This is a genomic window from Paraburkholderia sp. BR10882 (assembly GCF_040948855.1).
GTDB lineage: Bacteria > Pseudomonadota > Gammaproteobacteria > Burkholderiales > Burkholderiaceae > Paraburkholderia > Paraburkholderia nodosa_A.
The window spans coordinates 12,368-36,622 of record NZ_JBFPKP010000029.1 but is presented as its reverse complement, the minus strand read 5'-3'; the positions used below and the strand labels follow the sequence as shown (position 1 = coordinate 36,622).

At 62.4% G+C, this 24,255-nt stretch carries 25 protein-coding genes and 1 pseudogene; 16 read left to right on the top strand and 10 right to left on the bottom strand.

Features of this window, described 5'->3' with window-relative positions:
- Positions 1 to 256 precede the first annotated feature (256 nt).
- The 4 genes from AB3X99_RS37595 (at position 257) to AB3X99_RS37580 (ending at position 5,119) form a co-directional block, all read left to right on the top strand.
- Positions 257 to 2,470 (top strand): beta-glucosidase, encoded by a 2,214-nt coding sequence (locus tag AB3X99_RS37595; protein ID WP_368619888.1) that lies wholly within the window; start codon positions 257 to 259, stop codon positions 2,468 to 2,470.
- A 279-nt stretch (positions 2,471 to 2,749) separates the two neighbouring features.
- Complete coding sequence (locus AB3X99_RS37590; RefSeq protein WP_368619864.1) at positions 2,750 to 3,868, top strand: acyl-CoA dehydrogenase family protein; 1,119 nt, start codon at positions 2,750 to 2,752, stop codon at positions 3,866 to 3,868.
- A 16-nt stretch (positions 3,869 to 3,884) separates the two neighbouring features.
- Entirely contained in the window at positions 3,885 to 4,760 is an 876-nt protein-coding gene (locus AB3X99_RS37585) for a phosphate/phosphite/phosphonate ABC transporter substrate-binding protein (RefSeq protein WP_368619863.1), read from the top strand.
- A 56-nt stretch (positions 4,761 to 4,816) separates the two neighbouring features.
- Positions 4,817 to 5,119 carry a hypothetical protein gene (locus AB3X99_RS37580; RefSeq protein WP_368619862.1) on the top strand — a complete coding sequence of 101 codons (303 nt, stop codon included), beginning with the start codon at positions 4,817 to 4,819 and terminating at the stop codon, positions 5,117 to 5,119.
- 8 nt (positions 5,120 to 5,127) lie between these two features.
- Here AB3X99_RS37580 and AB3X99_RS37575 read toward each other — a convergent pair whose 3' ends face one another.
- Positions 5,128 to 5,613 (bottom strand): GNAT family N-acetyltransferase, encoded by a 486-nt coding sequence (locus AB3X99_RS37575; protein ID WP_368619887.1) that lies wholly within the window; start codon positions 5,611 to 5,613, stop codon positions 5,128 to 5,130.
- A 339-nt stretch (positions 5,614 to 5,952) separates the two neighbouring features.
- Here AB3X99_RS37575 and AB3X99_RS37570 point away from each other — a divergent pair, with 339 nt between their 5' ends.
- The 7 genes and pseudogenes from AB3X99_RS37570 to AB3X99_RS37540 all read left to right on the top strand — a co-directional run bounded on the left by AB3X99_RS37570 (position 5,953) and on the right by AB3X99_RS37540 (position 10,500).
- Positions 5,953 to 6,774, top strand: coding sequence for an ATP-binding cassette domain-containing protein (locus tag AB3X99_RS37570; RefSeq protein WP_069263870.1), 822 nt, complete (start codon positions 5,953 to 5,955; stop codon positions 6,772 to 6,774).
- Complete coding sequence (locus tag AB3X99_RS37565; RefSeq protein WP_368619861.1) at positions 6,771 to 7,808, top strand: ABC transporter permease; 1,038 nt, start codon at positions 6,771 to 6,773, stop codon at positions 7,806 to 7,808. Before AB3X99_RS37570 ends, AB3X99_RS37565 begins: the two co-directional genes overlap by 4 nt.
- Before the next feature lie 33 nt (positions 7,809 to 7,841).
- Positions 7,842 to 8,846, top strand: coding sequence for a substrate-binding domain-containing protein (locus AB3X99_RS37560; RefSeq protein WP_069263872.1), 1,005 nt, complete (start codon positions 7,842 to 7,844; stop codon positions 8,844 to 8,846).
- Positions 8,847 to 8,970: 124 nt separating this feature from the next.
- Positions 8,971 to 9,060 (top strand): annotated as a pseudogene (locus AB3X99_RS37555) (hypothetical protein); the annotation flags it as partial.
- Positions 9,061 to 9,109: 49 nt separating this feature from the next.
- Complete coding sequence (locus AB3X99_RS37550; RefSeq protein WP_368619860.1) at positions 9,110 to 9,346, top strand: hypothetical protein; 237 nt, start codon at positions 9,110 to 9,112, stop codon at positions 9,344 to 9,346.
- Positions 9,347 to 9,457: 111 nt separating this feature from the next.
- Positions 9,458 to 10,051, top strand: a complete 594-nt coding sequence (locus tag AB3X99_RS37545) for a hypothetical protein (protein ID WP_368619859.1) — start codon at positions 9,458 to 9,460, stop codon at positions 10,049 to 10,051.
- A complete protein-coding gene (locus AB3X99_RS37540; protein ID WP_368619858.1) occupies positions 10,048 to 10,500 on the top strand; it encodes a PA2169 family four-helix-bundle protein in 453 nt (150 codons plus the stop codon). The genes AB3X99_RS37545 and AB3X99_RS37540 overlap by 4 nt, the downstream gene beginning before the upstream one ends.
- A gap of 23 nt (positions 10,501 to 10,523) precedes the next feature.
- Here AB3X99_RS37540 and AB3X99_RS37535 read toward each other — a convergent pair whose 3' ends face one another.
- From AB3X99_RS37535 to AB3X99_RS37525, 3 genes are all read right to left on the bottom strand, one after another.
- The gene (locus AB3X99_RS37535; RefSeq protein WP_368619857.1) at positions 10,524 to 10,772 is read right to left on the bottom strand and encodes a hypothetical protein; all 249 of its coding nucleotides are present in this window, start codon (positions 10,770 to 10,772) and stop codon (positions 10,524 to 10,526) included.
- 232 nt (positions 10,773 to 11,004) lie between these two features.
- Entirely contained in the window at positions 11,005 to 11,319 is a 315-nt protein-coding gene (locus AB3X99_RS37530) for a hypothetical protein (protein ID WP_368619856.1), read from the bottom strand.
- Between the two features lie 39 nt (positions 11,320 to 11,358).
- Positions 11,359 to 11,784, bottom strand: a complete 426-nt coding sequence (locus AB3X99_RS37525; protein ID WP_368619855.1) for a hypothetical protein — start codon at positions 11,782 to 11,784, stop codon at positions 11,359 to 11,361.
- Positions 11,785 to 12,166: 382 nt separating this feature from the next.
- On the opposite strand from AB3X99_RS37525, the gene AB3X99_RS37520 reads away from it, so the two are divergent.
- The gene (locus AB3X99_RS37520) at positions 12,167 to 12,622 is read left to right on the top strand and encodes an antitoxin Xre/MbcA/ParS toxin-binding domain-containing protein (protein ID WP_368619854.1); all 456 of its coding nucleotides are present in this window, start codon (positions 12,167 to 12,169) and stop codon (positions 12,620 to 12,622) included.
- The gene (locus AB3X99_RS37515; protein WP_368619886.1) at positions 12,619 to 13,089 is read left to right on the top strand and encodes an RES family NAD+ phosphorylase; all 471 of its coding nucleotides are present in this window, start codon (positions 12,619 to 12,621) and stop codon (positions 13,087 to 13,089) included. The genes AB3X99_RS37520 and AB3X99_RS37515 overlap by 4 nt, the downstream gene beginning before the upstream one ends.
- A gap of 72 nt (positions 13,090 to 13,161) precedes the next feature.
- Here the strand turns inward: AB3X99_RS37515 and AB3X99_RS37510 are convergent, their stop codons facing one another.
- A complete protein-coding gene (locus AB3X99_RS37510; protein ID WP_368619853.1) occupies positions 13,162 to 13,563 on the bottom strand; it encodes a DUF6283 family protein in 402 nt (133 codons plus the stop codon).
- A 196-nt stretch (positions 13,564 to 13,759) separates the two neighbouring features.
- Positions 13,760 to 14,206, bottom strand: coding sequence for an H-NS family nucleoid-associated regulatory protein (locus AB3X99_RS37505; protein ID WP_368619852.1), 447 nt, complete (start codon positions 14,204 to 14,206; stop codon positions 13,760 to 13,762).
- Positions 14,207 to 14,690: 484 nt separating this feature from the next.
- On the opposite strand from AB3X99_RS37505, the gene AB3X99_RS37500 reads away from it, so the two are divergent.
- Complete coding sequence (locus AB3X99_RS37500) at positions 14,691 to 15,302, top strand: H-NS histone family protein (protein WP_368619851.1); 612 nt, start codon at positions 14,691 to 14,693, stop codon at positions 15,300 to 15,302.
- 582 nt (positions 15,303 to 15,884) lie between these two features.
- Here AB3X99_RS37500 and AB3X99_RS37495 read toward each other — a convergent pair.
- Positions 15,885 to 16,076, bottom strand: a complete 192-nt coding sequence (locus AB3X99_RS37495; protein WP_368619850.1) for a hypothetical protein — start codon at positions 16,074 to 16,076, stop codon at positions 15,885 to 15,887.
- 376 nt (positions 16,077 to 16,452) lie between these two features.
- Entirely contained in the window at positions 16,453 to 16,968 is a 516-nt protein-coding gene (locus AB3X99_RS37490; protein ID WP_368619849.1) for a hypothetical protein, read from the bottom strand.
- Positions 16,969 to 18,020: 1,052 nt separating this feature from the next.
- Here AB3X99_RS37490 and AB3X99_RS37485 point away from each other — a divergent pair.
- Positions 18,021 to 18,317, top strand: a complete 297-nt coding sequence (locus AB3X99_RS37485; RefSeq protein ID WP_368619848.1) for an H-NS histone family protein — start codon at positions 18,021 to 18,023, stop codon at positions 18,315 to 18,317.
- A 61-nt stretch (positions 18,318 to 18,378) separates the two neighbouring features.
- Here the strand turns inward: AB3X99_RS37485 and AB3X99_RS37480 are convergent, their stop codons facing one another.
- Together AB3X99_RS37480 and AB3X99_RS37475 are read right to left on the bottom strand one after the other, a co-directional pair.
- Positions 18,379 to 20,826 (bottom strand): hypothetical protein, encoded by a 2,448-nt coding sequence (locus AB3X99_RS37480; protein WP_368619847.1) that lies wholly within the window; start codon positions 20,824 to 20,826, stop codon positions 18,379 to 18,381.
- Positions 20,827 to 20,893: 67 nt separating this feature from the next.
- Positions 20,894 to 22,459, bottom strand: coding sequence for a DASS family sodium-coupled anion symporter (locus AB3X99_RS37475; RefSeq protein ID WP_368619846.1), 1,566 nt, complete (start codon positions 22,457 to 22,459; stop codon positions 20,894 to 20,896).
- A gap of 142 nt (positions 22,460 to 22,601) precedes the next feature.
- Here AB3X99_RS37475 and AB3X99_RS37470 point away from each other — a divergent pair, with 142 nt between their 5' ends.
- Complete coding sequence (locus AB3X99_RS37470) at positions 22,602 to 23,360, top strand: GntR family transcriptional regulator (protein WP_368619845.1); 759 nt, start codon at positions 22,602 to 22,604, stop codon at positions 23,358 to 23,360.
- Positions 23,361 to 24,255: the final 895 nt, after the last annotated feature.

Sequence of the window (24,255 nt, the reverse complement as noted above, 5' to 3'; positions counted from 1 at the left end):
AGCGCCAACGTTTCTCCGGTGCTATCGTCATCTCGCTACGTAGGGCAATTCAACATAAAACTAGAAGAAAAATGTAGTCCGATTACGGTCCCGCAATCCTGCGGGTCATCGCTCATGCAATCGGCACAACAGGAGAGACACCGTGAGGAATGCGAAGAAAATAACGATTGCCGTCGCCGGCGTATTGTGTGCCGGCTCTGTGGCGTACGCGGATCAAGCTGCCACCGGCAATACATGGGGCAACAGCCCATTTTCGATGGTGGCGCAGTTCTTTTCCCAGGCTTCGGGTGCGTCACAGCAGCCGGCCTTTGACTGGAAAGCGAAGGGCGACCAGGCCGACAGGCGCGCGGCAGTGCTGGTATCGCAATTGACGCTCGACGAAAAGATCCAGCTGGTGCACGGCACGGGCATTCCCACCGTCGGTCTGGGTGGCCCGTTTCCATCGTGGGTGCAGGGCGCCGGTTATATCCCCGGTATCAGTCGCCTGGGCATTCCCCCGTTGGCCACCGCGGATTCGGCTGGCGGCGTGAATGTGCAGAACGCGCATGCCACGGCCTTTCCCGCACCGATCGGGCTCGCCTCGAGCTGGGATGTGGCGCTCGCGGGGGCCTACGGCTCGCGTATTGCCCGTGAACTGCGCGTGCTCGGCTACGCGGAAGGGCTGGGTGGCGGGGTCAATCTGGCGCGAGAACCGCGCGACGGCCGCACGTTCGAGTACATGGGCGAAGACCCCGTCCTGACCGGCACGATGAGTGCGGCGCGCACCATGGGGACGCAGTCTCAGGACGTGATCGCAACGGTGAAGCACTACGCGATGAATGACCAGGAAACCAACCGGATGACGAGCAATTCCGTGGTCGACGAAAGGACGATGCGGGAAACGGAGCTGCTCGCCTTCGAGATCGCCGTGCGCGAGGGGCATCCCGGCAACGTGATGTGCTCGTACAACCTGGTCAATGGTGTGTATGCCTGCCAGAATCCGGAACTCCTCACGACCATCCTGAAGAAAGAGTGGGGATTCAAGGGCAAGGTTCAGTCGGACTGGACGGCCAACCATAGCACTGTCGCGTCCGCGATGGCCGGTCTCGACGAAGAGCAGCCCGGCGATCTCGGCACGGCCGGCGCGGGCTTTGGCATTCAGTCTTATTTCAGCAGCGCGCTCAAGGCCGCGGTCCAGGCCGGTACCGTTCCGGTCGCCCGTCTCAACGACATGGTCTTTCGCAAGCTGCGCACCATGATCGCCCTCGGCGTCATGGACAACCCGCCCACCCCCGGCGGCTCGGTCGACCAGACGGCAGGCAACCGTGACGCTCTCGCGGTCGCGCACGAGTCGATCGTTCTACTGAAGAATGGATCGGCATCCGGCAGTAACCAGCCGGTCCTTCCGCTCGCCGCTGGCGGCCTGCACTCGATCGTCGTGATCGGCGGCCATGCCGATGTCGGTGTGATGTCCGGAGGCGGGTCGGGAGGCGTGCCCGCGGCAGATGGCAATGCGGTGTCGGGATGCCAGTCCGGCAATCCGCTGCTTTCGAGTTGCGCGACCTGGTACAAGTCCTCGCCGTACAACGCGATCAAGGCCAAGGCGCCTCAGGCCACGGTGACGTATTTCGACGGCACGAACGCCTCCGCCGCGGCTAGCGCAGCCGCCAGCGCCGATGTCGCGATCGTGTTCGCCACGCAGTGGGAAAGCGAGGGCACGGATCTGGCGAACCTGTCCTTGCCGGACAACAAGGCGGACGCGAGCAATCAGCTTTACGACCAGAATGCGCTGATCAACGCGGTGGCTGCGAAGGCCAAGCGGATCATCGTCGTGCTGGAGAATGGCAGCCCCGTCACGATGCCGTGGCTCGGCAGCGTTCACGGTGTAGTGGAAGCGTGGTATCCCGGTGTGCAAGGCGGTCAGGCGATCGCGGACATCCTGTTCGGCGACGTAAACCCGTCCGCCAAGCTGCCGATCACGTTCCCGCGCCAGGAAGCCGATCTGCCGCAGCCGACTATCGACCCGAACAACCTGAACGTCGTCTATAGCGAAGGACTCCTGATGGGGTACCGCTGGTTCGATGCGAAAAACATCGATCCGCTCTTCCCGTTTGGCTATGGCCTTTCCTATACGACTTACTCGTACTCGGGGCTCCGGACGCGTACCGATCAGGGCGGCAGTGTGATCGCGACGTTCACCGTTGCCAACACGGGCTCGCGTGCCGGCGCCGAAGTCGCCCAGGTGTACGCGACGCTGCCGCCGGGACTCGGCGAGCCGCCGCAGCGCCTGGTGGGATGGACGAAGGTCGCCTTGCGGCCCGGGCAGTCGCAGCAGGTGACCGTCGTCATCCCGGCACGGCGCCTCGCGACGTGGAACGTCACGACGCACGCGTGGCAGGTGCATGGCGGAAGCTACGAGATTCGCGCCGCGTCGTCGTCGCGCGATACGAACGCGTTGTCGGCACGCGTTGTCGTTGGCGATATGCATTGAGCTGTCTGAGGCCTGGGCGCAGCGCGCGCCCAGGCCTTGCGGACGAGCGAGGACACCCAGCGTCCAGAGAAAATCGGCGGATGCAATAATGTGCCGGCCTGCGGCACTGCCGATGCGCTGCGGGCTCCTTCAAGTGCGAGAGTCGTTGTTGCAGGTCTGCATGCGACAGATGCACCGGAGCGGCGCACGCGCGTCCTCCATTTTCGGCTGCGCAACACGTGCGCGGCGTCAGCACAGACCCGGACGACCGTCTCCGCCAACTCTGTCCGGGAGACTCCGATGTCCTTGATCGACGTGCTGGAACCGCTCGTTCGCACCGCTATTGCCCCCGAAGCTCCCCAAACGGATCAGCTCGCGCGCTTTCCTCGCGCGGCCCTCGACGCACTAGGCGAGGCACGTCTGCTCGGACTCGTCAGCGCCGAAGAGGTCGGCGGCATGGGGCAGGGCGTCGCGCAGGCGTGTCAGGTGGTCGAGCGCATCGCGCGGGACTGCCCGTCCACCGCGATGGTCGTCACCATGCACTACGCCGGCGCCATCCTCATCGAAAAATACGGCCCCATCGAAGTGAGGCGCGCCATTGCGCAAGACGGGCACCTCACCACGCTGGCATGGTCCGAGACCGGCTCGCGCAGCCATTTCTGGGCGCCGGTCGGCACCGCGCATCCCGATGGCGACGATTTCGTGCTCAACGGCAGCAAGAGCATGGTGACGTCCGCCGTCGAAGCCGACTCCTACGTCTGGTCGTCGCGACCGGCGCTGGCCGCGGATGGCGCCAGTACGCTGTGGCTCGTGGACAGCCGTGCGCAAGGGCTGCACTGTCCGCAGCCCTTCGACGGCCTCGGCTTGCGCGGCAACGCGTCCGCGCCGATCCAGGCCGAAGGATTGCGTGTGCCGGCCAGTGCGATGCTCGGCCCTGACGGGGGCGGCGGCGACATCATGAATGGCGAAGCATTGCCGGCGTTTGCAAACCTCGTTGCGTCGACATCGATCGGCATCGCCGATGGCGCGCTGGCGCGCGCCATTCCTCACGTGACCGGCAGCCGCTTCGCGGAGAGTGGCAGTGCCCTTGCCGACCTGCCGACCATCCGCGCCTATCTCGCCCGCGCGCAGCTGCGCGTCGATCAGGCGCGCGCGCTGCGCGACGATACGCTCGCCGCGCTGGCGTCGGGCCGGCCCGACGCGATGCTGCGCGTACTCGAAGTGAAGGCGGTGGCCGCGGAAGCCGCGCTCGCCGTGACCGATACGGCGATGCGTATTTGCGGCGGCGCGGCCTTTCGCAAAGAGGTGGGCATCGAGCGTCTGTTCCGCGACGCGCGCGCCGCCTCCATCATGGGACCGACCTCGGACGTCCTTTACGACTTCGTTGGCCGCGTGCTGTGCGGCCTGCCGCTCGCCTGATGAGGAGACACCCATCATGTCCTCAAGCGCACGAAATGCCCCCCTGATGCTCGGCGCCGTTGCGTATGCGCCCAAGGTCGTCACGATCTGGGAGGGCTTCAAGGCATGGTTTGCCGAACGCGGAGTCGCGATCGACTATCTGCTTTACTCGAACTATGAAACGCAGGTCGAGGCCCAGTTCGCAGGCGGTATTGCGTTCGCGTGGAATTCCCCGCTTGCCTGGATACGCGCGAGCCGCATCGCCCAGGCGCGCGGCGAGACCGTGCTGCCGCTCGCCATGCGCGACACGGACCGCGACCTGCATTCGGTGCTCGTGGTTCGCCGTGACAGTCGCGTCCAGACACTCGCCGACCTGCGCGGCGGCACGATCGGCTTCGGTGCGATCGACTCGCCTCAGGCCACGCTGATTCCGCTGGATCATCTGCGCCACGAGGGCGGCCTCGTCGCGGGCCAGGACTACCACGCGCGCCGCTTCGATGTGCTGGGCGGCAAGCACGGCGACCATATCGGCGGCGAACGCGATGCGGCAAGCGCCCTCGTGCGCGGCGAAATCGACGCCACGTGGATGATCGCAGGCAACTTCCGGGCGTTTGCCGACGAAGGGACGCTGCCGGCGGGCGCGTCGCGCATCGTCGCCACGACGGGCGCATTCGATCACTGCAACATGACGGTTAGCCCCGGCGTGCCGCAGGAAGCGGCGCAGCGCTTTGGCGACCTGCTGCTCTCGATGGACTGGAACGACGCGCGGGTGCGTCCGTTGCTCGAACTGGAGGGTCTCAGGTCGTGGCTGCCCGGCCGCGCCAGTGGCTACGCGTTGCTCGACCGTGCGGTAACGGAAGAGGCTTTCTATGACCACCAAGGCCGAATCGCCGAGCCCGCTTATCGATATTGAGTCGCTGGGTTTCGACGCCGGCGCTCAGTGACGAGGCCCGCCATGTCGCCCTGGGCATGTCCCATCTGCTTTACCGGCTCAACAGCGAGCCGCGCCTGCGTTCGCGTCTGGCCCACGCGGTCGAGCAACGGCATGACGCACTGGAGGGCACTGCGGGTCTCAATGAAGAGGTATTCGACGCGCTGATCCTGATCGCCGCGGGCGAGTTGACGCCGGCGGCCGTGGCGCGAGGCTACGCGCAGGTTCAAACCTTGATGCGCGAAATGGCCGATGGCCGCTACACGAGGCTGGTGCGCCTTGGCTTCGAGCCGGCTCAGGCGAAGCAGCTTGCGGCGCTGCATACGCGCAATTTCACGTAGCGGCGGCGTTACCGCCGCCTCATCAGCAACGACGTGTCAGTCGCGTCGACCACGTGAAACCCAAAGCGCTGGTAGAGGCTTATGGCCCGATTGCCCTTCAGAACACTGAGTTTGACAGGGACGCGAGCGTCGTCTGCGTGGCTTAGAAATTCACCGAGCAGATGGGCCGCGATACCGCGACCCTGATGTTCGGGCAGGATCTGGATTTGTACGATGGTCCATTCATCGAGGTCGCGAAAGAACTTGAAGAGTCCGAGTTTTTCCGACCCGCAACAGATGACATAAGCGTCGTCGTAGCGATAGCGAAGACGCTCCCAATGTGCGTGCTCGTCGGTGGATTCGCCAGCACGTTCCAGGTGCTCGGTCATCGTTGCCCTGCGCAAAGCGAACAGAAATGGCTCGTCGGCGGGCGTCGCTGCGCGAAGTGTGAATTCAGGTGGATTCATTCGTGGCGGTCGAAGCTGGCAGTGGCGGGCCCGGTGATTGTTGACCATCTCAAGCACGTTGTCGACCTCGATGCCGTGGTAGCGAACGGTGCTGTCGTGCCTCCTGCACCGGCCACCGTGTCAGGTCACGCGCGCGAAGTTTGCTATCAATCGTGGACGTGCCCAAGTCCCTTACATTCCGTTATTCGGATGCCCAGGACTAGTAATTTCCCGATGAGACAAGCGGTCTCGCGAGGCGATTCTTGAACTAGACTTTGACTGTTAGTCTTACTATATTCCAGAGACTTTTCCAGGTAAGTTGAGGCGGCGAGCGATAAGCAAAGGGGAAAGTTTTATGGCTATCGTCGTACACAACATCTCTGTGGTTCATTCGAGCCGGAGCGCAGCGTGACGGCGAGCGATGCCGCGCCCGCTGCGAGCGACTGGCGGCATATCGTGCGCGCGCAGGGCATCAGCCTGTCCTACGGCAAGATACGCGCGCTTTCCGGCATCGACCTCGCCATTGGCCGCAACGAGATCGTCGGCCTGATCGGCGATAACGGTGCGGGTAAATCGACGCTCATCAAGGTGCTGACCGGTGTCGTGCGGCCGAGCACGGGCAAGCTGTTCATTCGCGACGAAGAGGTCGACTGGAGCCGCTTTTCCGTGCGCGAGGCACACCGGTTGCGCTTCGAGACGGTGTATCAGGAGAAATCGCTCGGCGAGAAGCAACCGCTGTGGCGTAATTTTTTTGTCGGCCGGCAGATCACCAATCGGCTCGGCTTCATCAATGTCGCCGAAGAACGGCGCATTGCCAACGATATTCTCAAGCAACAGCTCGGTTTTCGCGGCGTGGGGATCGACGCGGATTCGTTGATTGCGAAACTCTCCGGTGGCGAGCGCCAGGGCATCGCGATCGGACGGGCGATGTATTTCGACAGCGATCTGATCATTCTCGATGAACCCACGGTGGCACTTGCCATCAGCGAGGTGCGCAAGGTTCTCGACTTCGTGCGCTCCATTAAGGAGTCCGGGCGCGCCTGCATTTACATCGAACATAACCTCGCCCATGTGCACGAGCTAGCCGATCGGCTGGTCGTGCTCGATCGCGGCCGCATCGTCGCGGATATCAAGTCAGGCGAGATGAGCCTCGAGGATCTAACGCGGTATCTGATTTCGCTGCAGCAGAGCGGGCACGGACCGGCGCCGGTTGCGGGGACAAAGACGTGAGCGATCCGATCAAGGAAAAACGGCCGGTGCGCCCGGTGGGTTTGCGTCTGCCGGGATTTGCCCGCATGGAGGGCTTGCCGAGCCTGGTCGTATTCGCGCTGGTGGTCGGCCTGTTCATGGCAACGGCACCGCGCGTTTTTTTGGGCTGGCCAATCTACTTCTCCTTCCTGACCACTGTGCCGCCACTCGTGGTGCTGGCGATCGGGCTGACGCTGGTGATTGCGGCGGGGGAGATCGATCTGTCCTTCCCTTCGGTGATGGCATTCTCGGGTTTTCTGTTCGCCTGGTGCGTGAACACCACCGGTTCCGCCTGGCTAGCCATTGTTGCGGCGTTGGCAGGCGGCGCGCTGGTCGGCGTGGTGAATGGGGTGCTGGTCGCGGTGGTCGGGATGCCCTCGATCATCGTGACGATCGGCACGCAGTTCCTCTGGGCAGGTGTTGCTTCGATTCTTTCCGGCGGGCTCTCCTATGCGCTACAGCAGCTCGCCAGCGGTTCAGCCTATGCAGTCTTCACGGGCACGTTGTTCGGCGTGCTCCCGATGCAAGCGCTCTGGGCGCTCGGGCTCGCAATATTCATGTGGTTCATCCTCAATCGCCACCGTTTTGGCGAGCACGTGCTGTTCATCGGAGACAACCGCAACGTAGCGAAGGTCGTGGGCATCAATGTGCTGCGTGAGACGGTGAAGCTGTTCACGCTGATGGGTGTACTGGCCGGTTTCGCCACGGTTCTGCTCACGCTCGAGAACCTGAACTATTTCTCGACCCAGGGGCAAGGCTACCTGCTGCCGGCGCTGGCCGGCGTGTTCATCGGCGGAACGTCGGTGTTCGGCGGCACGGCGACGATCGTGGGGACTTTCTTCGGCACCTTCGTGATTGGCATGCTGGAGGCCGGAATCGTTGCGACAGGCATCGCCGGCTTCTGGGTACAGGCGATCGAAGGGGTGGTGTTCATCGTCGCCGTGGTCCTGCATCTGTTGGTCGAGAATCCCGCCAGGCTGCGCGCGTTGCGCGAAAGATTCAGGCTTGGGAGGTGATAAAGCCGTTAAATCAGGAGATAGGAGAGAGAGATGAACAAGATCATGACGGGATTCCTCCTGGGGGCGGGCGTGCTTGCGTTCGGCCTTTCGATGAACGCCGGCGCGACCGATCCGACCACGTCAGGGCAACTCGGCGCCGGTATGACGATGTATATGCAGATGGGCGGAAACCCCGGCGACGGCGCGACATTGCCACGTCAGACGGGGGCTGCCGATGCGGGACACGCCTTCGGCATCAAGGTGATCGAGCAGTTCTCGGCCTGGAGCCCGGAGACGATGCTTGCGCAGTTCCGCCAGGCGATGGCGGCAAAGCCGACGTGTATCGGCATCATGGGCCACCCGGGCGATCCGGCCTTCGCCCCACTGATCAAGCAGGCGGTCGACCAGGGCATCATCGTGACCGTGGGCAATACGCCGCTGCCCGATAACCAGAAGCTCTACGACGCGAAGGGCTTCGGCTACGCTGGCGTCGAACTCTACGTTGGCGGCCAGATTACCGCTCAGGCCATGCTGAGCGCCGGGCTCAAGAAGGGCGACGAGGCGCTCGAATATGGCGTCTTTAACGAGAGTGTGCGCAGCCAGTCCGACCGCGGCCTTGCCGAGACGCTGGAAAAGGCCGGTGTGAAGGTGACCCGGCTCAATATCTCCCCTCAGGTGGATTCCGATTCCTCGCTCGCCGTGCCGATCCTGGTCGCCTTTATCCAGGCGCACCCTGATCTGAAGGCCATCGGCACCCAGCACGGCGGCGTGACCGGGTTCATTCCGCAGGCGCTCCAGCAGGCCGGCAAGAAGCCGGGGCAAATCATCGTGGGCGGCATCGATCTGGCGCCTGCCACGATTTCCGGGCTGCAGAGCAAATTCATCACCGCGACGCTCGATCAGCAGCTTTATCTGCAGGGCTTTCTGCCGGTTACGCAGTGCGTGCTCTCGGCAGCGTATCACTTCGCGGGACTGACCATCAACACCGGCGCCGGTGTGCAGACACCTGCGACGATCGACTCGCTCATTCCGCTCATCAAGCGCGGGATTCGCTAAGGACGAATGGTGCGAGATGGAATGGCCAGGGTGCCGACGTCACATCGAACCTGTCTGGCGCAGGTATCCCGGCCATCTACGCGTCTCAGGCTGTTGACATGAACCCGCAAATGCAGCCGCCGGAATGCATTCGGCGTCATGCCGGACGTGCCGTTCGAGCACGAAGGTGCCCGACAATCGCGGCCGGATTGCGTTGAGCCGCGGGCCGCTGTTGTACTGCGTCGAACGCGCCGACATGCCGGGAGTCGATCTCGACGAGCTGTATGTCGACCCGCAATGGCTCGCAGCGGAGTGGGCGAGAAGAGCAGCTCGGGGGAGTCGTTGTGCTCGAGGGCGCGGCACACAATGGCGTGATCAATCCGGACTGGACGGGAGAGCTTTACCGGCCCCTCGCTGAAGCTCCCGATGCAACGCCGCGCAACGATGCCACCCTGATCGCCTTTCCATACTTCGCCTGGCATAACCGCGAAAGCGGACCGATGAAGGTCTGGCTGAACTAACGGGGGGAGTGAACCGCTGCATTGCCGGGGTCATCGGCTCACGGAAGATGAACTTCCCGGAAGGCGCGGAACAGGCGTATCGAGCAAGGTCCGGTGCTGGAGAATGCCGGCGTGCCAATCGGCGTCGTGACGGGCGTGCAGGGCATGTACGAACTCGATGTGACGGTGACCGGCTTCAAATCGCACGCGGGCACGACGCCGATGAGCGTGTGCAAGGATGCGATGGGCGCAGCGGCCGCGATGATCGCCGCGATTATCGAGCACGGCCATGAGTTCGATGCCGATGCCCGCGTGACCGCAGGGCATGTGGCCTGCCAGCCGGATTCGCCGAGCACGATACCCCGGCTCGTCAGGTTTAGTCTCGACGTTCGCCACCCATCGCGGCCGGCGCTGCAACGGCTCGTAGCCGAACTCGAAGCGATATGGCTTCAGCGCACCGCGCTATGCGGCACGAGCTTGCAGGTGCAGCCGGTCGCCGAGTATGAACCGGTGGTCTTCGACGCTGAGTGTGTTGCGCGCGTGCGCGAGGCGGCGACCTCCGCCGGCTATTCCTGGCTTGAGATGTGCAGCGGCGCGGGGCACGATGCGGTGAACCTCTCATACGTCGTGCCGGTCGCGATCGTACCCCTGGCAGGACGGTTCGGGCATGGCGTATGCGAAGACATGAAATTCTCACGCGTGTATTCGACGGGAGCGAACCCATGACGAGCAGTGTCATTGCCATGCTGAACGAGCTGATCGAAACTTCAAAGGACGGCGAGCACGAATTCACGAAAGCAGCCGACGGTGCACAGCACGCAAGCGTGAACGAAGTGCTGCTCGAAAGTGCCGTGCACTGCTCGCGTGGCGCGCGCGAGTTGCAGGAACTCGTCGTGAAGCTTGGCGGCAAGCCGGAAAACGGCGGCAGCGTTGTGGGCGCGTTGCATCGCGGCTGGCTCAATGTGAAATCCGCGGTTGGCACCCGCACCGACGACGCCATCCTTGCAGATTGCGAAAAGGGCGAAGATGCCGCGGTGAAGCGGTTTCACAGTGCGCTTGAAAGGAATTTGCCCGCTGATGTGAACGCCGTGGTGGCGCGGCTATATAGCGATGTGGCCCAGGATCTCGATCGCATCCGCGAGTTGCGAGTCCAGTTTGCCGATACGAAACCCTGACTTGAGCGTGGTCGAGGTGGGCGCTACTGGGTGGCGGGTTCCGTAACGACGACCCGCACGTCCTGCGCGAAGGCGTCCTCGAACCGAATGCGCGCCACCGTAAGGCAATCCGCGGGCGTGCCTGCCCCGAGACGTACCGCAGCTTGTGCTGTGGCCTTCGCGGCAAGGCCAAATACAGCGACTGCCTCATCCCATGTGAGGCCGGTCGTCATCACTTCCTGAATGAGCCTGCCCGCCACCGCCTCGATCTTCGCTCTCCGTTCCTGAGTCATCACACCACTCCCGGTTTTGCGCGCTGTCGCTTGATGGAAACAGCGCATATTTTGGACCCGGTGCGCAGTTGAGGGCGTGCCGGAGGCAGTTTCCTCAATTGATTCCAGGGTGCTCTGGCGCGGCCCCTTGGAGGCGTGACGCGCTCTGCATCGGCCTGGCGCAATTGTCAAGTGTAGAAGTTCAACTGCGCACGCCAGTAGAGCAAGCCGCCATCATCATGGACAGACTGACCTACGATTTCGTAATCGTGCGCCGCGGCGATGTACTGGCCAAGCGTGGTCTCGTCGTCCACAAGGTGCCGGCGGGTGAGTGTGTCTTGGCGTTCGCCTGGAGAATGGCGTGGAATTCCTCAACGCTGACGCGTAGTCTCCCAGTTGCTTGAAAGAGAAGGCACGTTCCTTGCGCAAGGAGATCGAGTTCGGTCTGTTCTTCACGCGTGAGTTCACGCTGCCTGAGGTTCGCGTTCGGTGCGAGCGTCAGCACGCCGCCGCGGCGCATGCCATCGACGACTCCCTGTGCCCGCGCTGCTGCGTCCGCATCGAGCACGCGGCCCTTTTCCAGAACGACGAAACCATTAAACCATTGTCAGACACCGGCGTGTACCGGCGTGGGCAGGAGCTCTCGATGGGCAGGCGTGGCAGATGAACGCCGATCCAGTGGTGCATGACGATTGAGAAGAACAGGCGAAGGGGAGAGCGCAACGAATACGGGCTTGTCGCGATGCGGTCCGCGGCGTTTGATGAATGAGACGTTCACGCCGTCGGACGCCGCGTCGATCGAGATACGCGACGGAACGGGTGACGTCGAGTTCGCCGCCGCGGTTGGGCGAAAGAGAAATAGCAACGTGTCCGCGTGCTGCGCGGCGAGATGCAGGCGGCGCAGCGCCTCCGGGCGTAACTGCTGCCAGAACAGCAGCGCGCCGGCGGTTCCGGCGCGAAGGACCTGTTCCGCTGCCCACAGGCAGTCCGCGGTCGTGGCCGCTTTGAGCACGCGGATGTTTTCAGCGCCCACGCCCCACCAGGAGCGCTGCCGGCTGCAGCCGATGCGGTGGCTGCAGTACGAAGACCGGCCGCGTCGCGACGGCTTCAAGCGCGGGTTTAAGCAGACGCAGTTCACCGCAGCCCGGTTGCGGGACGATTACCTCGGTCAGGGCCCCGGCCGGCCAGCCGCGAGCAGGCAATTCCGCATCGAGCGCTTCATGGCCGCTCCTCACCGTGCGGCCATGCGCGGAAGCAAGTTGTGACGCTCCCACAGATCGGGATGGATTGCCGGGGAGCGGATTTGCCATAAGTATCGGTGGTCGCGCGATCGGTGCACCGCGGGCTGCCACAGCAGATAAGCTCAATATGTGGCAAAATGCCCGTATTGATTGGGCATTTTGCCTGGAGGGTCCATGGCTACCATTGAATATCGTCCCACTGGACGGGGCAACCCGCGGCATACCGAGTTTTCGCTGCTCGGAAACCTGCTCCAGGCGCACATCCGGTCCGGCAATGACCTTGCTGCGCTCGCGACCGAGCGCGTCGGAGTGGAGGTGCTCGACCGCCTGGGCGAGCACGGCCTCAAGGCTGAAGAGCTGCTCTTCATCATTCCGCGTCGAACGCTCTCACATCGTCGCCAGAATGGTGAGCGGCTCTCGACTGACGAGTCGGACAAGGCCATCCGCCTTGCAAGGATCGTTGCGCAGGCGGAGACGGTCTTTGGAAATCCGAAAAAAGCCATGAACTGGCTTCGCGGCAGCAAAGAGCGATTCGCCGGGAAAACGCCGCTCGAGATGGCCTCAACTGAACACGGTGCACGGCTTGTCGAGGATGCACTGGTGCAGATCGACGAGGGATACTTCGCCTGATGGAATTCTGGAGGATCAGTAATTACGCGGACCTTCGCGGCATCGGCGGGTTGAGGGCGTCTGGCCGGTGGCACTACCGGGGGCAACCCGTTGTCTATCTGGCGGAAAATCCCGCGCTTGCGCTGCTCGAGACCATGGTGCACCACGAATTCGGGTCCCCGCAGGCGTTGCCTGATAACTATCAACTGCTTCGCGTGGAAATTGCGGAGGGCGCCGCGATCGCGGAACTCACGGCGAACGTTATCCCGGATGACTGGCGTGAGAACGCGGACTGGACGCAGGCCGCCGGTAGCGAATGGCTGGCGGCCGGGCAGGAACTGCTCCTCAAGGTGCCAAGCGCCATCCTGCCTCATTCGTACAACTATCTGTTTAATCCTGCCCATCCCGGAGCTGGCTCGGCGATCGTCGCGGAGGTACTGAAAGCGCCATATGATCCGGGAATTCGGGCTATCCTGGGTGATACGTGAGCGTGGCCGACTTACTGGAGCCCAGTCGCACAGTGGGCTCGATGATGTTCATCACCGGGGCAGGCAGCTGGATCACCCGATTTTCACTGCAGACTCATCTTCTTTGGCCTCGTCTCCAGAATTCGACGTTGCACGCAGCTTGTCCAGCACTTCCCGATAGCTGTCATGTAGTTCTGGCCAGTCTACGTCAGGCTCCAGTGCCGCCGAATCAAGTCGACCAGAGACCACTGCCAGGCGCACTGCGGGATGGTGGTGTCCGACTTTCGCCAGCCATCCCGCGCACGCGAACTCCTCTCCTTCCCTGGATTGATGGCACGCAAACATGCTGGCTCCAAAGTCGGGCCCCAAGCCGCGGTCATCAGGGCACGTATCGGCCAGCTTCTCTGCCAGAGCGAGATCGAAGTTTGGAATATCTCCTGCACCCGCGGCGCGACGCCAGGGACATGATGTGCAAGGTTTTCCTGATGTTTTCATGATTCAATCGTTGGCCTTAACGTGGACGGACTCCGGAATTCCAACTTTTTGCGTCAAGAAATGGGGCGCGGCCTTTCACCCTGTAACAGTATTTGCGTCCCTCATCTGCCCAGGTATGAAATCGCGTAAACGTCCGAACCGATGGGGCAACGAGGTGATTTCTGACGCTGGATTCTAGCTGGTTCCGGTTCAGCTCTCAGGCGCCAACGCCCTCTGTTTTGATTTTCGCCAGTCTGGTGCCGGCAAACGGGTCGTTGCGCCAGTCGGCACCGGCGCGTTTGCCTGGTTCCTGGGTCGATGCCAAATCAATTGCAAAATGCTCAAGAGTCTGTCCGGCGCTGGTCGCCTGAACCACCCATTGTGGCGGGGCGCCTTTGCCGTCCCATGAATTGCCAGAGGCGTCGCGGAAACGCACTGCCCGCAAACGCTCCTGATCTGCCGCAATTGACGTGGCGATGTCTTCCGGCTTGATTCCAAATTCAGCCATCCGCCGCCGTAGATAGGCAACGATGCTTTCGCGTTTTCTTTCATCCATTCGGTGTGTTCTCCGCGCAACAATCTGTTGTTGAGCAGGTAATTGCAAATCGCGTGCCGCCAGGATACCACGCGACCCAACGCTACCCGTGCTGCGGGTGCGAAGCACTTTTAATCGTTTTGCTGGGAGCGGCACACGGAAGGTGTCGCGACTGGCGACCGGTGTGAACCCAGTATAAATCAATCCGCAAGCGACGCCAGGTTTGCTTGCGCACCTTACGTCATCTTTTGTAGCGTGAACGATTCATCCTGAGGAACGAAGAGGAACTTCGTTCACAGGATCGACGATGCGTGGGTACATGTCTGGCCAATTGAGAATTGAGTGTTTTGCTGCAAGGTAGCATTCGAACGGAAAAGGAGCGTTGTAGTACCCGCAGGCAACACCGGACGCAGCTCAATTTTAATCTCCAGTGACAATTTAAATCACTGCGCACCGTGCGATCAATTTGCACGAGCGTACTGATGAAGTCATAATCACGACCGCGACGATGGCGTCAATTCTGACGGGCAGACCGAACTTCGAAGTGCCTGGGAAATAAGCCAGGGAAGTTCCAGGATCGCATGGACGGTAAACCCCACAGGGAGGAATAGACATGGTTACCTTGGACGCAATCAACTTGAAAATTGCAAAACTCCAGAAGCAGGCAGTAGCGATTGCCGAAAAGCAGTCGTCGGTGGGTCTGACCAAAATCCGCGAGCTGATGCAAAAGCACGGACTGACTGTTGCTGATATTGAAGGCTTCGTCGCTAAACGACGCGGTCGCAAGCCGGCGGCAAAGGCAGCAGCAAAATCCCCGCATGCGGCCGTGCATCACGTTGCGCCGAAATACGCGGATCCGAAAACGGGCGCGACCTGGTCGGGCCGAGGACTTGCACCGCTCTGGATTCGCGATGTCAAGGATCGTTCGAAATTCCTGATCGAAGCCGGTGCAACGGCAAAGGTCGCCGGCGTCAAGGCGGCTCCCGCGAAGAAGGCGGCTCCTGCGAAGAAGGTTGCAGCGAAACGTGTCGTGGCTAAAAAGGCAGCGAAGACGACGGTCGCCACGAAAAAGGCTGGTCGGGCAGCGGCTGTTCCCGCAAAGGGTGTGCGTGGACGCAAGGCTGCGGCACCTGCGAAAAAGGCTTCGGCACTGCGCAAGGTTGCAGCCGAAAAGGCACCGGCCGCAGTTGAGACTGCCGCGATGCCTGAAGCCGCAGCAGCGTAAGGGGCAACGGGCGATCCAGTCGTAGCTGGCGGAGCGGGATGCTGGATACACTGCATTGGCGGCGGCCCGCTACGACTGATCACTCAGGTCCCTTTGGGCGTCGCCTTGCGTCATGGCGACGCTACGTATGTACATGAGGAAGCACGGACACAGAGCCGTGCGCCTTTAACCCAATGGCCCACCGTTTCGAGCTTGTATCTCTCGCGTTACCGGCTGACTGTCCGCCGGAGTCGATTCCTTCGGTGGTCAGTCGGCTGATTTCGCTCGCGTGGCCGGGTATGAGCCGTGCACAGCTCGTGGACCGTGCCCATCGGCTCGGCGTGCGTGCTTCGCTGCGGGTGCAACCCGGTATCGGACCGGATGGGCTGACGCGGTTCAGGCTCACGCTCAGCTTTGCGGATGAGCGTTTCGAACTCATCGCTCACGTGCGGCGTGTTATTCGTCGACGTGCCGGCGCACGACGCCAGAAACGATCACTGCCTCCAGCGCGCGATATCAGGCAACAGCGTCTTTTCTGAGTTTTCACGAAGCCGCACAACAACGCCTTTCGTCAGGCAGACGTCACTGCGAAGATGCGGTGTGTTAAAGAATCCAGAGATTGCGAATCTTTCCGATGCTTGGGGAGCGTTCGACAATCAGGCCGGTGATGAACTCCGGCAACAGCGCGCGCGGCACGTTCGCGGGAATATCGGTCACGAGCTGCGAGGGCACCTGAACGATGTATTCTTCCGGCGCGGACGCCAGGCTATGTTCGTAAGCGACGCGAATTTCCATGTGGTTTTTTCTTTGGGGACGTGGTTGTCAGCCGCACATTTATCGCGCGCAGGACTAAGCAGGGATGTGGACGCAGTGTAGCGCGGGATACACGCGTCTTCGTTGCGTTGAGCGTGACTGAATTGTCTGTTGTGAGCGCTTGCGCGCTTTCGCAGGTAATTGCAGGGTGTGCTGCTCGCGATCCACAAACCTTCTGCTACGCACGCGCTGGGGTTTGGTCTCCATCTATGGTGGCTGGTTACCATCGGGCTGGCGGGAACCAACCGTATGACGTATGCGCGAGACCTTCTCACGCGCATACGTATCGCTTTCCGGCAAGCTTCAACGCGCGTTGCGCTAACGGATCCGTGAATCCGGCACGCGATCCGACGTGAAGTTACCGTGCAATCTGGAGTTGACTGTCGTTGGTGTGCGTGTCTCTCGCAGCCAGAGCAACAAGTTTTCCAAGGTGATCGCTAGCACGGACAACGATCTCCATCCGGGTCGCACAGAGCTGGCGGTCGTACTCGTTAATCACGGTGGTGAGTCCCACGATCAACGATTCGGGCACTTGCCACACTCCGGTGTGATCGGCCTCGCCAAGTACCTCTCCGAGGCCACGCTCAACGCACTCGACCTCCGCGATATCGATCTGTCCATGTCCCGCCCGGGCAATGTAGCTCGTGATGATAGCCACCTGCGAGACGAGATTGATGAGGGAGCGGTCCGCCTCACCATTGCGCAGACGCTCAAGCGCGATCCGTGCACGCAGTGCGAGATCCGAGGCTTCGTGGCGGGGCATCGGGAGAAAGAGCGACTTTGCGTGCGTTCTGGCAACTGGCCGACGCGTGGATCGAGAGTTCTTCTTGTTGGGCATGTCCGACAGGCGGTTGATCTGGATTTGACACGTCATATTGAGATCGTCACCCGGGGATCAAGAGCGACCACCGATTTAATTTGCATGATCGGGTCAACGAGTTCGGTGGCGGGTCCAGACGAAAGCGGCCGCCCAGTGTGATGGTTCCGGCGGTCCTCCACCACTCCCATGAGTTTGCCCGACGCTGCGCAGCGGACGAACTCATCGAAACGGGGCGCCCGCGCAAGGCTGTGTGCCGCGCGGCGAAGCTTCCTGTTCAGGTGGGACTTCCGGGCAAACAGCACCGGGAATCAAGAGCACTCGACGCAACTAACCGTCAATTGCGGCTACGAGCCACGAACGCCTGTCGGCGGCAAAAATCGACGGGCAGCATGGGACTGACCTACCAGAGCGTACGACGCGGCCCGGTAACGTCACGGAGCAAGTGAAAAACCACTCAATTCGGAAGTACGGGTCAGCAGCGCCCGGTAATCGAGATACAGCACGTAATCCGACTTGATGACCTTTTTGACGCTTGGCGCATACCAGCAGGGCGGTGCGCCAAAGCGCGACGCCGGGATCGACGAGAATCCGCTCCTTGCAACGGCACGCCGTCGCCAGGCGTCCAAACTCCATTGACCCAAAAGCCGGTCTCTACCAGACCGGCGCTGCAACCCCAACTGCCGGAATTCGCGCGGAATTCAGACGGGGCCCGTATCGGTTCAAAGGGACTGCCACTAACCGTCCGATGAGAGGGGACCTTCTACCCCGGATTTCCTTTCCTGGCCGCCGCGGTGCGATGAATACCGGCTTGTTGCGCGATCATCCATGGCATTCACCACGCTTGCCTGAGGCGGCGCGTGAGGCATCTGGCTTTCCATGAATCTGCATACAGCGGTAGCCGGGCACCGGCTTTGTTCCTCTCCATCGTGATTCACAACGCCCGAGCGTTCGCCATTGTCGTTATGGTCGCGAGGCTCTGCTATCTGCCGGAAAATCCGCAGACGCCAGCCTGACGCAATGCCCGGCGACCATCGTCCCGGTTCGGATCAGCGACATACGAAAGTCACTATCATGACCCAGTGATTTCCATATGCGGGAGACGCTTCGTGGCAACGTACAGGGAACTGAAGGCGCAGATCGCCGAGCTGGAGAATCAGGCAGCAGCAGTCCGTCAGGAGGAGTTCGACGCCGTCCTTGCCGATATCCGTACAAAGGTGGGCTATTTCGGATATACACCTCGGGACATCTTTGGACGTCGCCGTGGCAGGCCGAGACGTTCAGGCGATGCGCTGCCTGCGAAATACCGTGATCCGGCAAGTGGCGCTACCTGGTCTGGCCGAGGGCGCGCGCCAAACTGGATAAAGGATGTCAGGAACCGCGACCGGTTCCTGATTCGTGACTAGATGACGGATTCAAACCGGGCCTGGTCACTTCGGGCGCTGTTCACCTGCGCCTGCGGCGAACTTATTCAAAAGTAATGAACTGCGCCGACGACCACACCTTGCTGTCATCACGCTGCCGCCCGAAGAAGTACACCGGACGAAAACCAAACGGCGCGTTCTGCGCGGCAACCTCGACACTGCCCGCCAGATCGACCGGCAACGGCCTGTCGGTCAGTCGCTCGACCGCGACGAACAATTCCGTGCCGCCGAGCGCATGTGTTGCCTTGCCCCGCGCAAGCAGATCCGCGCCGCTAACTTCGAAGCGAAACGTGGGCGCATGCGCGAATGGATTGCCTGCGAGCGGATCGCCGACCTTAACAAACCCGTCGATGGTGCCTTCGATCACGATGGTCGCCGCGGCAAGATTGCTCACGTCGATCTCGATGCTGTCCGCGTCGCCGTACGTGTCGCTGCTGAATTCGATGTCCGTTGCGCCTGTGCGCCACGCGGATTCCTCGACGTGTTCGAAGCCATGCCAGCCGAAGTTGTGAATTGTGCCGTTGAGAATGCGGATGCGGCCACGCCACGCCGCCCAGCGATACCGGTCCCGAATGCGTGCGCCGCCCCAGCGCACGCGGATCAGACGCTCTGCATAGCCGAGTTCCTCATGCAGGTTGCGCTCCCATATCAGGCCGCTGTGATCGTAGGCGGCGACGTATTCCCAGCCGGCGCGTCCGAGCAGGCGGTAATCGAGCGTGGCCGGACCGCGCTGCGTGAACGCGTCGCCTTGCCAGTGATCGCCGCTGCGCACGAGCAGCGCGCTGTGTTCGCCTGTTGTCGCCCACGTGCGGCGTGAGCGTAAGGCCTGGCCGACCGTATGCCGGTCGAGTGCATCGGCGAGCACGCCCGTCAGACCACCATGTACGCCGAAGACCTGCACGCCCGGCGCGCCGCCGCCGGGACGTCCGCGGTGTTCGTCGCCGCTCGCAGCCACGCCAAGCTGGTAGCCCCGCGCGATGACGTCCTGGTAGAGCCAGCCGAAGTGACCCCACGTCGAAGCGATTTCGACGAGCCGTTCGAGCTCCGGATGGTGCCAGTCCGGAATGTAGCGCCGCCCGCCGACGTGCGGCATGACGAGATGATGTTTGGCGTCGTCGGCGTAGGCGTCCCACAGTTCCTCGACGGGCCAGCGGCCGAGTTCGACCGCGTTGCCTTTCATGTCCTCGTTCCACACGAGTGTGCGGTTGTGCTCGCCGCGCGCATTGTACGGAAAGCCGGGACGTTCGTCGCCGAGAAATACGACGTTGTGGTCGCCACCCGCCGTCGAACTGCCACACCACTCCTGCACGGGATAGACGACGAAGCGGCCGGGTTCGTTAAACTGATCGACGGCCTCGACGCCCAGTTGCCAGTTCGCATCCGTGATCTGGAAGTCGTTCGCTGTATAACCGAGGATATCGATCCCACCAATATCGCGCGCGTACTGCGCGTTGTATGCGGGACTGTTGGTGCCGACCGTGTCGTGCGCATGGACGTGAAGGTCGGCGTAGAGTGCACGCGGGGCGGGCAGTGTGGCGTCGACCGTGAGCCAGGCAACGGCTGCGCGGATTTCCGGCCGCGCGGGCACGTCTGCGACGATGTACAGCGTGCCCCGGTCCGTTGGCAGGTCGTCGAGCGCGAGCGTCGCGAATCCCTGCGTGGGGAATGCATGCTCGCGCTGATAGACCGTTGTGCCTTCTGCGTTGCGGGCGATCACGTTGGCGATCAAACTGGCGATCGAATTGACGACTACCGGCCGTGCCTTCGCGTTCGCGCCCAGCTCGCGACATGCGTTGCCCCAACGGTCCTGCAACGCAAGGCGAAACGGCGCAGCCTCGCCAGGACGCACGAAGCGCGGCCCGATGAGTAGTACGTCCGTTGGATCGCCCGGATGGATGTCGATGGCAATGTCGCCAGGCACTGCAACGAAGCGCGACGTGCCCAGCGGATCGACGTAGAGCCGGAAGCGGAAATCGTCTTCAGAAAAGGTCTGGATGCGCGTGCCGGGACCACGGCGGCGATCACCAAGACGGATCACGATGCGGTCGCCTGCGTTCAGATACCCGTCGACGACATCGACGATCACGGCCTTCTGGTACGGCCGCTCGTGCCCTTTCTGGTCGAAACGTATATTGAGCGCCTGCACCGTGGCGGGACTCTGGCCCGGCACGAGCGGCGCCGCATGATACTCGGCGCTGATGTAGTTCGCCGCGGTGGGGTCGCTTGTCTGGAAGAGCGCCCAGTCCGAGTAGAACTTGAACGTGGCCTTCAGCCACCCGCCATCGGCTATGCCTGACGAGCCGACTTCGTAGTCGAGCACGACTTCGGCCCAGCTGCCCGCTTCGAGTCGCGAAACGCTGCAACGCACGCTGCCGGCGAAGGGACGCTGTTTCAGTTGCTCATAGAGGCCGGCCGGAGCGACATGATCACCAAGGCGCTCGCGCAGGGCACGCGCGCGGGCGTGCAGACCGGTTTCGTTCGATTCGCTCATCTGGGGTGGGTGTCGACAAGACGGGTAAGGGATCGCGCGCACGTGACCATGCGAGTGCGCGCAAGTATCAATGCGCAAATGGCCATGCCGCGGACGCGTCCCACACGGGCACGCCCATGAACGCATACCACGGTGCGATCACGCATAGCCCGTACAGGATCGCAATCAGCACCGAGATCACGCCGACGCGGGCGTAATCGGCGGTGGTGAACGCGCCGCTGCTGTAGGCAATGACGCCCGCCGTGATCTGCGTGGGCAGCAGGTAGGCGAAGCTGTCGGTGTCGCTGACGAGCATCGTGAACGCGACCGGATGCAGACCAAGGCGCGGAGCGAGCGCAAGCGCGATCGGCGCGATCATGGTGACAGCAGCGACGTTGGATAGCATGCCGATACGGATGATGTGCGTGCCGGCCATGACGATGCCAATGGCGAGCCACCAGCCATGACCGTGCGCGACGAGATAGATGTGGTCGGCGGCCCATTGGGCGAGCCCCGACGAACTGATCGCAGAGGACAGCGAGAGCGCGCCTGCGAGCAGAAACAGTGTGCCCCAGATCGTGCGCTGCTCGACTTCCGCCCAGCCGAAACGCAGCACGCCTGGCGCAAACAGGACGGCAAGCGCGATCAGCGCGACGATCTCCGACGACAGGTGATGCAGCGGCTCCGTTGCCCACAGGACCGCCACGCCCGCGAACAGGACCAGCACCAGCCAGTCATTGCGCGAGGCAGGCGGGAGTGCGCGACGCATTGTCGCGATGGCGGCGCGTCCGCCGGGAATCTGCACGGCACGAGAGCGGAAATAGTACTGGACCCAGCACTGCGTGATCGCGAACATGCCCAGATACGGCCACTGGAGCTTGAACCACGTGAAGTATGAAATGTGGATGCCGAGCTGCTTTTCGAGCAGGCCTGACACGACCATGTTCGGCAGATGCGCCGTGAGAATGCACATGCCGCTGATCATCGCCCCGTAGACAAGCGACTGGATCACGATGGCCTTTTTCGCGGCACGCTCGCGCGGCGAATCGCCGAACAGCTGGACGATACCGTTGGTGACCGGCAGCAGTGCTGCCGAGCGCGCATTCGCGGCCGGCACGACCATCGACATCACGAAGTTGACGGCGAACATTGCCCAGATCACGCCGTTGGCGGTGCGCACCTTCAGGCGCTCGAGCAGCGCCAGCGCAATGCGGCGGTCGAGGCCACTCGCCTGCATGATCGCCGAAAAGAGGAATGCCGCGAGGCAGAGGAACACCACGGGCGCTGCAAAGCCGCTTGCGGCCTTCGGAAAACCCGGACTCGCATGTGAAAGCACAAGCAGCATCGGTATCAAAATGCCGCTCACGCCGACGGGAATGGCCTCGGTCACCCAGACGATCGCGACCCACGCGACCACGGCGAGGGTTGCCTGGCCGTTCGCGTCGAGTCCGGTGGGTGTGGGCATGAGCCAGGCGAGCGCGATGAAGACGAGCCACGCTGCCGCGAAGCCGAGGCGGGCACGCAGGAGCGCGGAGCCGCTGCGCGGGCCAGCGTGGCTATGAGCAGCCGCAGGTACGGTTTCGCGCCGATGGAGGGCCGCTCCATCATGTGGTGGGCGCTCGAGCGGCGGCGCGTCGAGGATCTTGTCTGTCACTTCATGCTTTCCTGCGTTCGTTATTCGAGCCGATGCTGCTATCGTCGGCGGGTCAGGATGGCATAATACGTATTAATACAAGTTGGACCATCCAATTGATTTTCATATCGATATCGCGAATCTCGCTCAAGGCGAGGCGCGAGTGCAGCGAGGGACCTTAACCATGTTGGTGCGGGAAGACGTGACGTCGCTCTATGAGCAGATTGCGACGACGCTTGAGCAGGAAATCGGGCAGGGCATCTATGAGCCGTCGGGCAAGTTGCCGTCGGAAGCCGAACTGGGCGATCGCTTTGACGTGAGTCGGGTGACGGTCCGGCTGGCGCTCGGCCGTCTGGTGGAGACGCACATCGTGGAGCGCAAGCAGGGCAAGGGCACGTTCGTGAAGCCCCGGCGTCTGCAGCACCGGCTCGACGTGTTGCGCGGCTTTTACGACTCGCTGGCGGCGCAGGGCGCGCGGGCCAGCATGGAACTGCTGCGCATGCAAGCGTGTGCGGTACCGCCCGGCCTGCGCGAGACCTTCGCCGCCGATGTCACGGATTGTGTGTATCTTGAACGCCTGCACCGCGTCGATGGCGCGCCTGTCGCGCTCGCGCAGACCTGCCTGCTGCCCGAAGCAAGTGTCATTTCGCGCGAGGAGGCGCAAGCTCTCCCGTCGTACGAGATGCTCGAACGGCTGCCGGGCTGGCATATCGTCGATGCCGACATGACCATCACGGCGGTTGCCGCGGCGAGCGATATCGCCGCGTATCTGGAAGTGTCCCCGCGTGCGCCGCTGCTCGTGCTGCGCCGGACCTCCCGACTTGCTGACGGGCGCGCGTGCGAGGCGACGGTGTTCCATATTCGCCCTGAGCGTTTCGATCTGGCGGTACGCAGCGGGCTTGAGGCGCGGGTGGTCGGATAACGACGCCAGGCGCAGGTCACCCTGCGGGGGCCTTCGTGCCTGGACCTTTGCCGATGTTATGGATTCCAAAAAATGTCGGCAACTGGCGTCGTGCGAACGCTCGCTACCAGGGAGGGGACGAGACTGGCACAGTCGCGAACGCGCGGAATCTGGCCTGCGGCGTAAGCGTCGTTGCCGTCGACCAGGATAGCCGTGTAATTTCCCGCGCACCATGACTGGGCGCGGCTGAATCGGACAATGCTGACTGATCTCCAGCGACCTCCGTTGTAAAAAAATTCTCGCGGCGAAAACGCATAATTTGTATGAAGAAATAAATGATGCCGCCGATAACCGAGTCAGGTACTGCGCTGTTCGCGTGCCCGGGCGTCAGGGCCAGACATCCATCGCACCATGAAACCTGACTTGCGCGTGCTCGTTTAATCGATACAGGGTTGCCGGACTTTTCGGGATTGGTACTGCGTCGAACTGGGCACGAACCCGCTTGTCCGTCTCGGTATCGGCATCTGGATGATGCGTAGCGTCACCCGGAAACTGGGTACCGAGCCTGCGACCGCCGCCGCCGTGGCCAGAAGCGTGGCCACACCCTGCCTGAACGCCAGCTGGTTGCCCTGGAGACACTTGAGGGGACCATACGGCCTCGCGTTACGCGGGACGGCGATTCGCACCTTCGTAACCTCGCTCGGCTGCACTGAAACGTTGATACCGTGGCGCGTGACTGGGCGGTGTGATGCCTGAGCCGTCGCGATCAGCTCCGGCCTGCATCTGCCCGAAGCTGCCTGCGGGCACTGCATGCATTCGACGTGTGAGGCGTGTGCGCTGTCACAACAGCTGCGTCACCAGACTGACCGACTGCCAAAGAACATTTCTGCGCCGCGGGGATTCCCGAAGTCCAGAA

Excerpts from the sequence above, each read along its gene's own strand:
- AB3X99_RS37595 (WP_368619888.1), top strand. The coding sequence starts at position 257 with ATGGTGGCGCAGTTCTTTTCCCAGGCTTCGGGTGCGTCACAGCAGCCG.
- AB3X99_RS37590 (WP_368619864.1), top strand. The coding sequence starts at position 2,750 with ATGTCCTTGATCGACGTGCTGGAACCGCTCGTTCGCACCGCTATTGCC.
- AB3X99_RS37585 (WP_368619863.1), top strand. The coding sequence starts at position 3,885 with ATGTCCTCAAGCGCACGAAATGCCCCCCTGATGCTCGGCGCCGTTGCG.
- AB3X99_RS37580 (WP_368619862.1), top strand. The coding sequence starts at position 4,817 with ATGTCCCATCTGCTTTACCGGCTCAACAGCGAGCCGCGCCTGCGTTCG.
- AB3X99_RS37575 (WP_368619887.1), bottom strand. The coding sequence starts at position 5,613 with ATGGTCAACAATCACCGGGCCCGCCACTGCCAGCTTCGACCGCCACGA.
- AB3X99_RS37560 (WP_069263872.1), top strand. The coding sequence starts at position 7,842 with ATGAACAAGATCATGACGGGATTCCTCCTGGGGGCGGGCGTGCTTGCG.
- AB3X99_RS37550 (WP_368619860.1), top strand. The coding sequence starts at position 9,110 with ATGTCGACCCGCAATGGCTCGCAGCGGAGTGGGCGAGAAGAGCAGCTC.
- AB3X99_RS37540 (WP_368619858.1), top strand. The coding sequence starts at position 10,048 with ATGACGAGCAGTGTCATTGCCATGCTGAACGAGCTGATCGAAACTTCA.
- AB3X99_RS37535 (WP_368619857.1), bottom strand. The coding sequence starts at position 10,772 with ATGACTCAGGAACGGAGAGCGAAGATCGAGGCGGTGGCGGGCAGGCTC.
- AB3X99_RS37520 (WP_368619854.1), top strand. The coding sequence starts at position 12,167 with ATGGCTACCATTGAATATCGTCCCACTGGACGGGGCAACCCGCGGCAT.
- AB3X99_RS37510 (WP_368619853.1), bottom strand. The coding sequence starts at position 13,563 with ATGAAAACATCAGGAAAACCTTGCACATCATGTCCCTGGCGTCGCGCC.
- AB3X99_RS37500 (WP_368619851.1), top strand. The coding sequence starts at position 14,691 with ATGGTTACCTTGGACGCAATCAACTTGAAAATTGCAAAACTCCAGAAG.
- AB3X99_RS37495 (WP_368619850.1), bottom strand. The coding sequence starts at position 16,076 with ATGGAAATTCGCGTCGCTTACGAACATAGCCTGGCGTCCGCGCCGGAA.
- AB3X99_RS37490 (WP_368619849.1), bottom strand. The coding sequence starts at position 16,968 with ATGACGTGTCAAATCCAGATCAACCGCCTGTCGGACATGCCCAACAAG.
- AB3X99_RS37480 (WP_368619847.1), bottom strand. The coding sequence starts at position 20,826 with ATGAGCGAATCGAACGAAACCGGTCTGCACGCCCGCGCGCGTGCCCTG.